The organism is Streptomyces sp. NPDC048269, from assembly GCF_040652395.1.
In the GTDB taxonomy this organism is placed as follows: Bacteria; Actinomycetota; Actinomycetes; order Streptomycetales; family Streptomycetaceae; genus Streptomyces.
This window is the reverse complement of record NZ_JBEZLW010000007.1, coordinates 235279-248695: the sequence shown is the minus strand read 5'-3', so window position 1 is coordinate 248695 and position 13417 is coordinate 235279. Positions and strand designations below refer to the sequence as shown.

The window sequence follows — 13417 nt, the reverse complement described above, 5'->3', positions numbered from 1 at the left end:
GTTCAAACATAGCTCACGCCCTGTGGTCGTCGATGATCAGTCCTGGGCGCGGGAGGTCACCGGCGCGTCCGTGCAGTCGCCGAGGAACTCGTACCAGCGGCGCTGCAGGGACAGGTAGCGGGTGTCCGCCTCGACCAGGTCGAGGAAGGAGCCGACCGTCGTGATCAGCCGCTCGCCCAGGCCGGGGGCGGCGAGTGCGCCGTCCTCGCCGAAGGCGTGGTGGGCATTGGCGAGGCTGAACATGTCCGGGTAGACGCGGGCTCCGAGGTGTTCGAGCGGGACGCGCAGGGCCCACAGTCCCCGGTTGCCGCCGACCATCGACGGGGAGGCCGAGACCAGCAGGGTCTGCTTGTCCTTGAAGGGCTGCGGGCGGTAGCGGGAGACCCAGTCGATGGCGTTCTTCACCACTCCGGGGACCGAGGCGTTGTACTCGGGCGAGGCGATCACCAGCGCCTGCGCCGCCTCGATCCGCTCGCACAGCGCGAGCGCGCCCTTCGGCAGCCCCTCCTCGGCCTCCGCGTCGCCGTCGTACGTCGGCATGGGGAAGTCGGCGAGCGTCGCGGGGTCCGCCGCGGCCCCGGCCCCGGCCACCAGGCGCGAGACGAGGGCAGCCAGGCGGGCGTTGACCGAGCCGGTACGGGAGGATCCGGACAGCACGAGCACGCGCAGGGAGGTACGGGCATGCCCGGCGCCGACGCGCGGACGGGCCGGGTCCGCCGGGAAGTGGTCGTGGTCGGTGGGGTTCATCGCCGTCTCCTGCTGTCGGGTCCGGCACGCCGGACGGATCGCGGACCCGTCCCGGACCCGTCCCGGACGGGTCCCTGACGGGGTACTTGCCGGAACCCGGGCCGCGAGGCCGTGGGACCGGATGAGGCCCGCACGCACGGCGGGACCCGCACACGCCGGTGTGCGGGTCCCGTCCGGGCCGCTCGGGGTCACTTCGCGGCGGGGTTCTCCCAGCGGTAGAACTCGTGGGCCATCGCGTCCTTCGGACTGCGCCACGTTTCCGGGTTGTGCGGGCTGATGTAGGCGGTGAGCCGGTCGCTGAGGTCCCGGAACTCCGGGTGGTCGGTGACCTTGGCGATCGCGGGGCCCGGTGGCCTGTCCGCCTCGATCAGGTGCATGTACACATCGCCGAACTGGAACAGGCTGCGGCGCGTGACGCCGACCAGGTGCGGCAGTTCGCCCGCGTCCGAACTCGCGAAGAGCTCGGCGATGTCGGGGGCCGATCCCGGCGCCATCCGGGCGACGATGAGAGCGCGGTGCATCCGGTGGTGCTCCTTTCGTGGGGGACGGCTTCAGATCCGGCTGACGGCCGGGGCGTGGTTCTCCCGCTCGCGCTGCTCGATCTTGTCCCGGATGAGCGCCATCTGGATCGGCGAGTTGCGGTTGATGTTGTCGGTCATCCACGCGTCGTCGACCGGCGCGTCCGGCTTCATCGCGAAGTCCTGCGTCCACTTCATCCGGGTGCCGCCCGGCACCGCGAAGTACTGCCAGTGGATGTCCATGTGCGCGAACGGGCCGGTCTCCACGCGCCGCGCCCGGACCGTGAGGCTCTTGCGGTCCAGGGTGCGCTCCGAGACCCAGCTCCACACCTTGCCGTTCTCGTCGGGGTGCATGGTCAGACGGAAGCGGGTGGTGTCCCCCTCCTGCTCCAGGATCTCCAGCGAGGCGTACTCGCTGAACAGGTTCGGCCAGTTGGGGAGGTCGTTGGTCATCTCCCACACGACGTCCACGGGCGCGTTGACGGTGATCTCGTTCTCGGTGTGTCCAGGCATTTCAGGCTCCTGTCATGAGGCTGTTGTTGACGAGGTCGAGGAACTCCCCCGGGGTCTTGCACCGGTCGGCGTCGGTGGGCAGCGCCCGCCCTCGCCGGTTCTCCAGTTCGCCGACGATGCCCAGCAGGCCCAGCGAGTCCAGGCCGTAGTCGTCGAAGGCGGAGTCCGGACGGCTCGCCAGCTCGACGGGGTCGACGGTGATGCCGGCGGTCTTCATCAGGGCCGCCAGCTCCTCCAGGGTCAGTCGGTCGGACATGTGGCTTTCTCTCTCTTCCTACGAGGGGACTGCGCGGGTCAGGTCGCACGCGGCCCCTGTGTCACGACCTGGGCGTGACCGCGCCCTTGCGCAGGACGAGCGCGGAGTTCGAGCCCATCCGGCCGCGGCTCAGCACGAGCGCGGTGCGCAGGTCCGCGGAGCGGGCGCTGCCCGTCACCACGTCGAGGTCGTGGCACACGTCGAAGACGTTCGGAGTCGGGGGCACGATGCCGTGCTCCAGAGCCAGGACCGCGGCGGCCGTGTCCAGGGCGGGCGCGGCGCAGTACGCCCTGCCCGTACCGGTCTTGGGCGCCGTGACCGGCACCGTGCGCCCGTGTCCGCCGAGGGCGTCGGCGATGGCCGCCGCCTCGGCGGCGTCGGCCTCCGGCGTCCCGAGGGCGTCGGCGAAGACCACGTCGATCTCCTCGGGGGCGCAGCCCGCCTCCCGGAGCGCGCCCCGGATCGCGTGGGCCAGTCCCTCGCCGGTCCGGTCCGGCCGCCGGGTCCCGGTGAAGGTGGCGGCGTGGCCGGCCAGTACGGCGCGCACGGTGGCGCCCCGGCGCAGGGCCGCGTCCCCGTCCTCGACGAGGAACATCGCGCCGCCCTCCGCGGGGACGTACCCGCAGGCCTTCGCGGTGAACGGCCGGTATGCGCGCGCGGGGTCGTCCTGGGTGCTCAGGCCCTCGTACTCCAGCTGGCAGACGATGGAGTACGGGGCGAGGGGCGCCTCCGTGGCCCCGACGAGCATCGCCCGGCTGCCCTGGCGGATCGCCCTGACAGCGTGCGCGAAGGCGTCCAGGCCGCCCGCCTCGTCGCTGGCGACGACCCCGCACGGGCCCTTGAGACCGCGGCGGATGGAGATCTGGCCGGTGCTCGCGGCGTAGAACCAGGCGATGGACTGGTACGGGCCGACGTAGCGGGGGCCCTGGTCCCAGAGCCGTTGCAGCTCGCGCTGACCGAATTCGCCGCCGCCGGACCCGGCCGCCGTGACCACCCCCACCGAGAAGGGGTCCGCCTCGTAGTCCGCCCGGCCGAGCCGGGCGTCCTCCAGGGCCAGGTCGGCCGCGGCGAGGGCGTGATGGGTGAAGCGGTCGGTCTGGACGAGGAAGCGGTCCTCGACCATCGCCCCGGGGTCGAAGCCCCGTACCTCACCGGCCACGCGCAGCGGGAGGTGCTCGCAGCCCGCCCGGGTGACGCGGTCCAACACGCTGGCGCCGGACTGGGTCGCCTTCCAGAAGGCGTCGGCGCCGACGCCGTTGGGCGCGACGACCCCGATGCCCGTGATGACCGTACGGCTGGTCACTAGACCTCCTCCTCCGGCCGGGTCATGACGACGGCCGACTGGAATCCGCCGAAGCCGCTGCCGACCGAGAGCACGTTGCGCAGCTTGCGGCCGCGTGCCGTGCGGGGCACGTAGTCCAGGTCGCACTCCGGATCCGGCGTCTCGTAGTTCGCCGTCGGCGGTACCACCTGGTGGGTCATGGCGAGCACACAGGCCGCCAGTTCGATCGCCCCGATGGCGCCGAGGGAGTGACCGACCATCGACTTGATGGAAGTCATCGGCGTCTTGTAGGCGTGGTCGCCCAGGACCCGCTTGACGGCCGCCGTCTCGTGGCGGTCGTTCTGCTTGGTGCCGGATCCGTGCGCGTTGACGTAGTCGACGTCGGACGGGGATATCCGGGCCTGGTCCAGGGCGGTTTCGATGGCCCGGGCCATCTCCAGGCCCTCGGCGGTCAGCCCGGTCATGTGGTGGGCGTTGCCGAAGGTGGCGTAGCCGCCTATCTCGCAGTAGACGGTCGCACCGCGGGCGCGGGCGTGTTCCAGCTCTTCGAGCACGAGGACGGCGCCGCCCTCGCCGAGGACGAATCCGTCCCGGTCGGCGTCGAACGGCCGCGACGCGTGGGCCGGGTCGTCGTTGTTCGGCGAGGTCGCTTTGATGGCGTCGAAGCAGGCCACGGTGATCGGCGATATGGGCGAGTCCGAGGCCCCTGCGATGCACACGTCCATCCGGCCCTCCGCTATGGAGTGGACGGCGTACCCGACGGCGTCGAGTCCCGAGGTGCAGCCGGTGGACACGGTCTGCACCGGGCCGCGCGCGCCCGTCTGCTCCGCGACTGCGGAGGCGAGGGTGGCGGGCGTGAACGCCCGGTGCAGATGGGGCCCGGCGAGTTTCTCGTCCACGTCCCACCAGGCGCCGTTCTGGCTCACGGCCACGTAGTCGTGCTCCAGGCGGGTGGTCCCGCCGACGGCGGTACCCAGGGAGACCCCGGTGCGCCAGGCGTCGTCCGAGGTGAGGTCGAGTCCGGCGTCGAGCAGGGCCTCGCGGGCGGCGACGAGGGCGAACTGGATGTACCGGTCCGCCCGGGCCGCCTCGTTCTCGTCGAGGCCGTGCGCGGCGGGGTCGAAGTCGACCTCCGCGGCTATCCGGGAACGGAAGCCCTCCGGGTCGAAAAGGGTGATGCCGCGGGTCGCCGTACGGCCGTTGGACAGCAGGTCCCAGAAGGCGGGGACGCCGATCCCGCCGGGCGCTACGACTCCCACTCCGGTGACCGCCACCCGGCGGCGGGTCACGAGACCGCTCCTGTGCGGTCCGGGGGCTGCTCCCAGGCGGTGCCCTCCGGGTGCGGGGCTTCCTCGGTGTCGACGTGGCCGAGTTCGGGGCGCGGCGCGAGCGGGCCGAGGTGGAAGACCATGCGGGCCTCGGTGCCGCCGACGTTGCGGAAACGGTGGCGCACGTTGATCGGGACCAGCAGCCCCTGGTCGGTGCGCAGCGGGTGGGCCTCGCCGTCGAGGTCGACCTCCAGCCGGCCGGCGACCACGTACACGAACTCCTCGGAGTACGGGTGGTAGTGCTCGGCGATGGATTCCCCGGGGGCCATGATCGCCATACCCATGAAGCCACTGGTGGAACCCACCGAGGTCGGGGTGAGCACGGCCCTCAGGTCGCCGCCGCGCCGGCGGTTGGGCGGCGTCTCGCTGAGGTCGACGATGCGTGGGCGCTGTCTGGTCATGGCTGGGTCCTCCTGGCGTGTGGGGAGCCTGAACGGGCTGGGGTGGGGTGCGGGGTGGCGGTCAGGACTGCGCGGGTGCCCGGCGGTCGGTGATCAGGTTCATGGTGTGGTGAGCGGCGCCGGCCCGCTTGCCGGCGGCGACCGTCAGGCGGTCCAGGACGGCGGCCTTGCGGGGGCCGCGCACCCCGAGGACGGCCTCGGGATCGGCGTCGAGCGGGCCGCGCACGTCGATGAGGCGGACCACGATGTCGTCGCGCTGGAAGATGCTGCTGCTCCGTACGGGGCTGTCCGCCAGGCGCGCGGCGGCCTCGTCCTGCAGGGCGAGGAAGCGGGCCAGCACCTGGCCGCAGCCGGGCTTGGCCGGGTAGAAGAGCGCGTGGCGCGTGACGTCGGCGGTGTCCGGTTCCCCTGCCTCGATGTGGTGGACGGCCGGGACCGCCGCCCGCATGAAGAACATCCGGGCGGACTCGGGGTCGTTCAGGTTCCGGTCCTGCTCCAGGTAGGGGTTGATGGCCTCCTCGACGGCACGCACCTCGGGCTGCTCGGAGACGTGCCGCAGGGCCGCCAGCAGGTCACCTTTGACCTCGACCGTCCGGACGACGCGGTTGCCGTGCATGAACAGGGACGTGCGGCAGAGCCGGGTGTGGTCGTCGACGCGGGCGGCCGGGGACGCGTAGCTGGACAGGATCGACGCGACCTCCTTCTCGCTGCCCGGTCTGACGGTGAAGGTGAGGGCGTGGCGGACGATGCCGGCGCCGAGCCGGGGCATCGGCTGCAGCCGGGCGGTCGCCGGGCGGGAGGCCTGGTCGTAGCCGCGGCCGGTCTCGCGCAGGACGGTGAACTTGAGCGGGCGCATGACGCGGGCGCACGCGCCGAGCGGCTTGACCTGTTCGGCGTGGTGCTCGCTGTTGACCCATGCGAGGTACTGCGGTGCGCTCTCCCACTCGCTGGTGATGAGCCACTGCGAAGGGTTCTCGAAGGACTGGCACAGCTGGTCACTGATGTGGCCCGGGACCGACGCGATGTCGCTGCGGAGCTTTTCGTACGCCTCGAAGAACCGCTGCTGGGTCCCCTCGTAGAGGTCCATCAGAAGGACGACCCGGATCATGGAGCCGTCGAAGGCTGACTGCGACACCCGATCCGACAGGGTGGTTGTCATCTACTCACTCCTTCATGAGGGGGTGGAGATCCATCGCGTACGGACCCCTCGTCCGTCACCGGTGGCGTCCGCCCGGGCCGGCGGCCGTCTCGGTCGGGAACGGCAGGCCGGCACATCTCAGGGGCCGCTGTCGCTCATCGTCATCCCGGTGGGGACGTACCGCTACATGTCCGGATCAAGCGGGTGACAAGCGGCGAATCAACCGGGCCTAATCGACGATCGGGGGCATAAAGCATCCACTCCCCCACACAGAAAACAGGAGCCCGCAGCTGATGGAAGACAACGCCGATGTTCGCGTACCGGTTCTCGTCGTGGGCGGCTCCCTCGTGGGCCTGTCCACCTCGCTTTTCCTGAGCCGCCACGGAGTGAGGCACCTTCTGGTCGAGAAGCACTCCGACACCTCCGCGCACCCGCGCGGCCGCGGCATCAACGCCCGGACCATGGAGCTCTTCCGCACGGCGGGGGCGGAACGCGCGATCCGTCGGGCGGCGTCCGCGCTGGAGGGTGTTCAGGGCATTCTGCAGGCCCGGTCGCTGACCGGCGGCGACCACACGTGGCTGGTCAAGTCGGTCGACCCGTCCGGGGCGCTGCGCAAGTTCAGCCCGACCGGCTGGTGTCTGTGCAGCCAGAACAACATTGAGCCGGTGCTGGCCGCGCAGAGCCGCGCGCAGGGCGCCGAGGTGCGGTTCTCCGCCGAGCTGATGACCTTCGACCAGGACGCGACGGGGGTGAACGCCGTGGTGAAGGACCACAGGACGGGCGAGCACATCACCGTGCGCTCCGACTTCCTGATCGCCGCGGACGGACCGCGCAGCCCGGTGCGCGAGCTGCTGCGGATCCCCCAGACGGGTAACGGCGAGCTGTTCCACAACGTGAGCGTCACCTTCCGCTCGCAGAATCTCGCCGAGGTGCTGGGCGATCTGCGCTTCATCGTCTGCTACCTGATGCGCGAGGGGGCGGACGGGGCGCTGCTGCCGGTGGACAACGCGACGCAGTGGGTCTTCCACGCGCCGTGGCACCCGGACCGGGGCGAGACGCTGGAGGACTTCACCGACGAGCGGTGCGTGGAGCAGATCCGCAACGCGATCGGCGTGCCGGACCTGGACGTGGAGATCGGCGGCAAGGCCCCCTGGCACGCGGCCGAACGGGTGGCGGTGCGCTATTCCTCCGGCCGGGTGTTCCTGGCCGGGGACGCGGCCCACGAGATGTCACCCACCGGCGCGTTCGGCTCCAACACGGGCATCCAGGACGCGCACAACCTGGCGTGGAAGATCGCCGCGGTGCTGGACGGGTCCGCGGGCATCGGGCTCCTGGACACCTACGAGGCCGAGCGGCTGCCGGTGGCCAAGGCCACGAGCGAGCGGGCCTCGGCCCGTTCGGCGGAGCACAGCCACCCGGGGTACGCGCCGCCGCCCACCATGGGCGGCGGACCGGGCAGCGGGGTCCTGACCACGGCCATGGGCTACTGCTACCCGCAGGGCGCGGTCGTCGGCGGCGATCCGGAGCGCCCGGTCATCCCCGAGGCGCTGCGCCTGATGGGTGACACCGGTACCCGGGCCCCGCACATGTGGCTGGCCAGGGCCGGGGAGCGGATCTCGACGCTGGACCTGTACGAGCGCTCCTTCGTGCTGCTCAGCGGCGTGGGGACGCCGTGGCGGGAGGCGGCGGAGCAGGTGGCCGAGCAGTTGCCGGCCCGGCTGGAGGCCTACACCATCGGCTCCGGGCCGGACGCGGACCTGATCCAGGAGGCGGGCGCCGACTGGGCCGAGGTCCACGGGATGGAGGCCGCGGGCGCGGTGCTCGTACGCCCGGACGGGTTCGTGGCGTGGCGCTCGGAGGGCGCCGTGGCCGATCCCCGGGCGACCCTGCTCGAGGTCCTCTCCACGGTGCTGCGGCGGAGGTGACCACTTCGCCCTCCCGTCCGCCGGCCCTGCGCGCGGTTGGCGGACGGGATTCAGCGGCAGGCCCAGCAGCCTGCCCCGGACGGGATTCAGCGGCAGGCCCAGCAGCCCGCCCAGCAGCCGGCGGGCGGCCTGACGGGGTGCCGGCGGCCGGTTCCCCGTCCGGCGCCCCGCGCCACGTCGCGTGCGCGGGCGGTGCGGCTCGCACAGCACGCGACCACGACCGTGATCGCGGCCAGTTCCTCGGGGGCGGCCAGGCCCTTCTCGACACGGAGCAGGCTCGATATCGGGGCATCGTTCGGCATCGGCACGGCCTCTCGTACGGGGGCTGCGCGTGCGCCCTGTCGCGGCGCGAGGGGTGGGCCGTCTCGGCGCCGGCGCGGGCTGCGCTCGGATGGCTCGGCGCGCCCATGAGGCATGTTCCGCGTACTCCGCGGTTGCGCACCGGCCGGCGGACTCCTGTCGGGTCACCAGGACTCCTGACGCGACCGACGCTACAAGCGCGCGGCAGACCCGGCACGTTGGGCCGGTCCGGCCCGCGCCGCGCCCGCGCGGCCGCGGGGCCGCTGTGCGAGCCGGGGCCGTCACCGGCGGGCCGGCCGTGACCGGCCGTGAAGCCCTGCTCTGCCGGGGCTGCGCCGGCCGCCTGTACGCCGTGTGCACCACCGACGGCCGCAAGGGCCGCAGGGGTGCCGTCGGCGAGTGGGAGGTCGACCACGAGATGCCCGGGCTGTGCCCGCTCTCCGGGCTGCTGCCGCTCACCGGTACCGCCGCCGCCGTCCACGACCTGCCCGGAGCGCGGGAGGTCCTCGGCCCGCCGGAATGAGCTCGGCACGTTGAGCCTTACGGGTGACTCCGGCCGGCGCGGCCGGAGCTGCCGGCTCTTCGCGGACGCACCCGCGAGTGCGCGGACGCCCGCTCGTGCGCGGACCCGAGCGTTCATTGGTTGAACTCCCCCGGCCCGTAAGGCCTTTACCGGTTCAATGCCTTGACGCCCGATCCGGCGGGGAGCACAGTGTCCAGCGGCACCGCTTGAGAGCGCTCTCAAGCCGGTGAGCTCCGTCGGCTCTTCCCCCCACCGCGCCTCACGGGGCGCTTCAGAGAGGGCACCCATGCGTCAGACATCCGAGAGGAAACGGTCCGCCGCCCGGCGGGCCGTCCTGGCCGCGTTCAGCACGATCGCGGTCGTCGCGGCCGCCTCGGCGGCGATCGTGTTACCCGCCGGCGCCGCGGCTCCCCCCGCCCCGGCCGGCTGGTCACAGGTGTTCCTGGACGACTTCAACGGGGCCGCGGGCTCCGGCCTGAACACCGCCGACTGGCAGTACACCACCGGTACGAGTTACCCCGGCGGTCCCGGCGGCTTCGGCACCGGCGAGATCGAGACGATGACCGCCGACCCCGCGAACGTCTCCCTCGACGGGGCGGGCCACCTGCGGATCACCCCGCGACGGGACGCGGCCGGCAACTGGACCTCCGGCCGCGTCGAGACCAGGCGCTCGGACTTCCAGCCCCCGGCGGGCGGCACTCTGCGCACCGAGGCCCGCATCCAGATGCCGAACGTCACCGGCCCCGCGGCCAAGGGCTATTGGCCGGCGTTCTGGATGCTCGGGGCGCCCTACCGGGGCAACTGGTGGAACTGGCCCGGCGTCGGTGAGCTCGACATCCTGGAGAACGTCCAGGGCATCAACAACGTCTGGGCCACCATGCACTGCGGCACCAGCCCGGGCGGCCCCTGCAACGAGAAGTCCGGCATCGGCGGCCAGCGCGTCTGCCCCGCCACCAGCTGCCAGGGCGGTTTCCACACCTACGCCGTGGAGTGGGACCGCTCGACCGCGGTCGAGCAGATGCGCTTCTACGTCGACGGCATCAACTTCCATACGGTACGGGCCGATCAGGTGGACGCCACCACCTGGACCAACGCCACGAACCACGGCTACTTCATCATCCTGAACGTCGCCATGGGCGGCGAGTTCCCCGCGGCTTTCGGCGGCGGACCCGACGCGGGTACCGAGCCCGGCCATCCCATGGTCGTCGACTACGTGTCCGTCCTCAGCTCGACCGGCGGCACGACCCCGCCCACCACACCGCCCACCACACCTCCGACGACTCCCCCCACCACCCCGCCGGCCGGCGGCCGCGACGCGTACTCCGCGATCCAGGCCGAGTCGTACGACTCCCAGGCGGGGGTGGCGAAGGAGACCACCACGGACACCGGCGGCGGCCAGGACCTCACCACGCTCGGCAACGGTGACTGGACGCTCTACAAGGGCGTCGACTTCGGCTCGACGGCCGCGAGGCAGTTCTACGGTCGCGTCGCCTCCGGCGCGGCGGGCGGGATCAGCGGCCTCGTCGAGGTACGGCTCGACAGCCGGACCGCGGCGCCGGTCGGCAGCTTCTCCGTGGCGAACACCGGCGGCTGGCAGAGCTGGCGGACGGTGCCCGCGAACACCGCCGCGGTCACGGGGACCCACGACGTGTACGTGACCTTCACCAGCGGCCAGGGCGCCGACTTCGTGAACGTCAACTGGCTCGGCTTCGGCCACTGATGACCGGACCGAGGAGAGCGCGCTCATGAAGACCACCCACGCGTTGCCCCGCCGGAGCCGGTTCCTGCCGCGGCTCCTGCTGGCCGTCCTGCTCGCCCTGGCGGGATCCCTGACCGTCTCCCCGGCGCCCGCGCCCGCCGCCCCGGCCGCGGCCGACTACACGCAGGGCGTCACCGCTCAGGGCGCCGGCACGGTGCGGATCTGGTTCGAGCCCACCGCCCCGGCCGCCCTGGTGGACGTCCACTACCTGCCGGGCGGGGGCCTGGGCCAGCAGAACCTCCGCATGGCGAACGACGGGGGCACCTGGCAGCAGAACGTCAGCGGCCTGGCTGCCGCTTCCACCCTCACGTACTGGTTCACGTACGAGAAGGGCGGCCCGCTCTACGACACCCCCCGCTTCACGCACACGGTCGGCGGATCCGGCGGCGGAGGAGGCGGTGGCGGCGGCGGTGGCGGCGGCGGGACCGGCAGCTTCCCCATCACCTTCCAGAACAACACCCGTGGCACGTACGCCGATTCGCAGATATTCGTCACCGTCCTCGGCCAGGTGACCCCGGGCCAATGGTCGTACATGAAGCCCGACGGCACCACGGCCCACATCAGCCACCTCGACGCCGACGCCCCCGGCCACCTGGTCAAACGGGGCGTGAACTACCCCGACATGTCCTTCACCCTCGCCGAGGTGGGCGGCACCGTCCCCTCCCCGCCCGCGATCCGCGGAGGCCGGATCTACCTCTCCCTCGGCTCCCCCGTGTACATCCCCGTCTCCCCCGACGACCAGGGCTGGGGCGGCCCCGACCCGCGCAACCCGAACGACCCCAACAGCGACGTCTACTACGACTGGTACGAGTACACCTACGTCCACGGACAGGTCGCCTTCGGCGGGAACACCACCCAGGTCGACCAGTTCGGCTTCCCGATCACCTCACGGCTGCGCCAGACGTCAAGCGGCTACGACACCACCCAGGGCATCACCCGCACCCGAGCCGAGGTCATGCAGCAGTACGCGGCCTCCGTGGGCGCCGCCTTCAAGCCGCTGCAGAGCAACTACCGGATCGTGGCGCCCCGTTCCTCGGACCTCTTCCTTCCCGGCGGCGCCCGGCAGAACCACCTCACCGCCGCCATCGACCAGGCCTGGGCCCACTACGCCACCCACCCCTTCACCCTGAACCGTCTCGGCGAGACCTTCTCCGGACGGGTCACGGGCTCCACCCTCACCTTCAGCAAGAACGGCGCGGGCTCCTTCACCCTCCGGAAGCCCACCTCATCCGATGTCATGGCCTGCGCCGGCGCGATGGCCTCGGGCAACGACACGGAGAAGCAGCTCGGCGCGGAGTTCTGCGCCGCCTTCAACCGGGGCGTCGCACTCGACACCGCCGCGTGGTACAGCCCGGCGGCGTACTACACCTGCTCGGCGGAGAACGACTACGCCGGCTTCTTCCACACCGTCGGCCTGGACCGGCGGGCCTACGGCTTCCCCTACGACGACATCAACGACCAGTCCTCCGTGCAGATCCTCGGCAACTCCGACCCGCCGACCGGGCTGACGCTCGGCATCGGCTGGTAATGGCCCGTACCGCCGTGAGCCCGCTCGGGCACACGGCGGTACGCGTTACCCTGCTGCCGGCGAGGCGACCGGCCCGCGGACACCCAGGAGGAGCGCCCGTGCCCGAACAGCGTCCCGGGGACCGCCCCACCTTGGAGGCGGTGGCAGCGCGCGCCGGGGTGTCCCGGGCCACCGCGTCCCGCGTGGTCAACGGCGGCGACGGGGTCCGCGCCCACCTGGTGGACCGGGTCCGCGCGGCCGTCCGGGAACTGGGCTACGTGCCCAACCACGCGGCCCGCACCCTGGTCACGCGGCGCACCGGCGCCGTGGCGGTGATCATCGCCGAGCCGGAGATCCGGATCTTCTCCGATCCCTTCTTCTCCCGCCAGGTGCGCGGCATCAGCAAGGAACTGACGGCGCACGACACCCAGTTGGTGCTGCTGCTGGTGGAGGACCGCGGGGACTACGACCGGATCGAGCGCTATCTGGCGGGCGGCCACGTCGACGGCGCGCTCGCCTTCTCGCTGCACACCGACGATCCGCTGCCCGAGATCACCCGCCGGATCGGCATGCCCACGGTCTACGGAGGCAGGCCGGGCTGGACTTCCGCGCCCGGGGAGCCCGGTGGCGGCGTGGCGTACGTGGACGCGGACAACCGCGGGGGCGCGCGGGACGCCGTACGGTACCTGCTGGCGCGGGGGCGCGAGCGGATCGCGCACATCGCCGGTCCGCTCGACCAGACGTCGGCGGCCGACCGGCTGAGCGGCTACCGGGACGTGCTCCCGGACGCAGGTCCCGAACTGGTCGCCGAGGGGGACTTCACCGTGGCGGGCGGGGCCCGCGCGATGGCCGAACTGCTGGACCGCCGGGGCGGGATCGACGCCGTGTTCGCCGCGAACGACCTGATGGCGACGGGCGCGCTGCGGGTGCTGCGGGAGCGCGGCCGCTGCGTTCCGGCGGATGTGGCGGTGATCGGCTTCGACGACGCCGAACTGGTGGCGGAGAGCGCGGATCCGCCGCTGACGACGGTGCGCCAGGACATCGAGGGCATGGGGCGGCTGATGGCGCGCCTGCTGCTGGGAACTCTGGGCGGGGGCCGGGGCGAGGGGATCGCGGCCGGAGCGGTGATCACCGACACGGCCCTGGTGCGGCGCGCGTCGGCCTGAGGCCGCGGGGGGCCGGTCGGCCGCGCCGGGGCCCGCCACCGTGGCGGGCCCCGA

General features: G+C 72.4%; 14 protein-coding genes. 5 read left to right on the top strand and 9 right to left on the bottom strand.

Annotated elements, in window-relative coordinates:
• Positions 1 to 36: 36 nt before the first annotated feature.
• The 8 genes from AB0D48_RS11290 to AB0D48_RS11255 all read right to left on the bottom strand — a co-directional run bounded on the left by AB0D48_RS11290 (position 37) and on the right by AB0D48_RS11255 (position 6204).
• Positions 37 to 669 (bottom strand): NAD(P)H-dependent oxidoreductase, encoded by a 633-nt coding sequence (locus AB0D48_RS11290; protein ID WP_362393797.1) that lies wholly within the window; start codon positions 667 to 669, stop codon positions 37 to 39.
• 266 nt (positions 670 to 935) lie between these two features.
• Positions 936 to 1268 (bottom strand): TcmI family type II polyketide cyclase, encoded by a 333-nt coding sequence (locus AB0D48_RS11285; protein ID WP_362393687.1) that lies wholly within the window; start codon positions 1266 to 1268, stop codon positions 936 to 938.
• A 30-nt stretch (positions 1269 to 1298) separates the two neighbouring features.
• A complete protein-coding gene (locus AB0D48_RS11280; protein ID WP_362393684.1) occupies positions 1299 to 1778 on the bottom strand; it encodes an SRPBCC family protein in 480 nt (159 codons plus the stop codon).
• A gap of 1 nt (position 1779) precedes the next feature.
• Positions 1780 to 2034 carry an acyl carrier protein gene (locus AB0D48_RS11275; RefSeq protein ID WP_362393681.1) on the bottom strand — a complete coding sequence of 85 codons (255 nt, stop codon included), beginning with the start codon at positions 2032 to 2034 and terminating at the stop codon, positions 1780 to 1782.
• A gap of 61 nt (positions 2035 to 2095) precedes the next feature.
• Positions 2096 to 3337, bottom strand: a complete 1242-nt coding sequence (locus AB0D48_RS11270) for a beta-ketoacyl synthase N-terminal-like domain-containing protein (protein ID WP_362393678.1) — start codon at positions 3335 to 3337, stop codon at positions 2096 to 2098.
• Positions 3337 to 4605, bottom strand: a complete 1269-nt coding sequence (locus tag AB0D48_RS11265; protein ID WP_362393675.1) for a beta-ketoacyl-[acyl-carrier-protein] synthase family protein — start codon at positions 4603 to 4605, stop codon at positions 3337 to 3339. Before AB0D48_RS11265 ends, AB0D48_RS11270 begins: the two co-directional genes overlap by 1 nt.
• A complete protein-coding gene (locus AB0D48_RS11260; protein ID WP_362393672.1) occupies positions 4602 to 5045 on the bottom strand; it encodes a cupin domain-containing protein in 444 nt (147 codons plus the stop codon). Before AB0D48_RS11260 ends, AB0D48_RS11265 begins: the two co-directional genes overlap by 4 nt.
• A gap of 61 nt (positions 5046 to 5106) precedes the next feature.
• Positions 5107 to 6204, bottom strand: a complete 1098-nt coding sequence (locus AB0D48_RS11255) for a SchA/CurD-like domain-containing protein (RefSeq protein WP_362393669.1) — start codon at positions 6202 to 6204, stop codon at positions 5107 to 5109.
• Between the two features lie 272 nt (positions 6205 to 6476).
• On the opposite strand from AB0D48_RS11255, the gene AB0D48_RS11250 reads away from it, so the two are divergent.
• Positions 6477 to 8108, top strand: coding sequence for an FAD-dependent monooxygenase (locus tag AB0D48_RS11250; protein ID WP_362393666.1), 1632 nt, complete (start codon positions 6477 to 6479; stop codon positions 8106 to 8108).
• A gap of 86 nt (positions 8109 to 8194) precedes the next feature.
• Here the strand turns inward: AB0D48_RS11250 and AB0D48_RS11245 are convergent, their stop codons facing one another.
• Positions 8195 to 8410 (bottom strand): acyl-CoA carboxylase epsilon subunit, encoded by a 216-nt coding sequence (locus AB0D48_RS11245; RefSeq protein ID WP_362393663.1) that lies wholly within the window; start codon positions 8408 to 8410, stop codon positions 8195 to 8197.
• 296 nt (positions 8411 to 8706) lie between these two features.
• Between AB0D48_RS11245 and AB0D48_RS11240 the strand changes: the two genes are divergently transcribed.
• From AB0D48_RS11240 to AB0D48_RS11225, 4 genes are all read left to right on the top strand, one after another.
• Positions 8707 to 8931, top strand: a complete 225-nt coding sequence (locus AB0D48_RS11240; protein WP_362393660.1) for a hypothetical protein — start codon at positions 8707 to 8709, stop codon at positions 8929 to 8931.
• A gap of 286 nt (positions 8932 to 9217) precedes the next feature.
• Positions 9218 to 10651 (top strand): glycoside hydrolase family 16 protein, encoded by a 1434-nt coding sequence (locus AB0D48_RS11235; protein ID WP_362393657.1) that lies wholly within the window; start codon positions 9218 to 9220, stop codon positions 10649 to 10651.
• 25 nt (positions 10652 to 10676) lie between these two features.
• Positions 10677 to 12218: a glycoside hydrolase family 64 protein gene (locus tag AB0D48_RS11230; RefSeq protein ID WP_362393654.1), complete on the top strand. Its 1542-nt coding sequence runs from the start codon at positions 10677 to 10679 to the stop codon at positions 12216 to 12218.
• A 98-nt stretch (positions 12219 to 12316) separates the two neighbouring features.
• Entirely contained in the window at positions 12317 to 13363 is a 1047-nt protein-coding gene (locus AB0D48_RS11225) for a LacI family DNA-binding transcriptional regulator (protein WP_362393651.1), read from the top strand.
• The last annotated feature ends 54 nt before the right edge of the window (positions 13364 to 13417 follow it).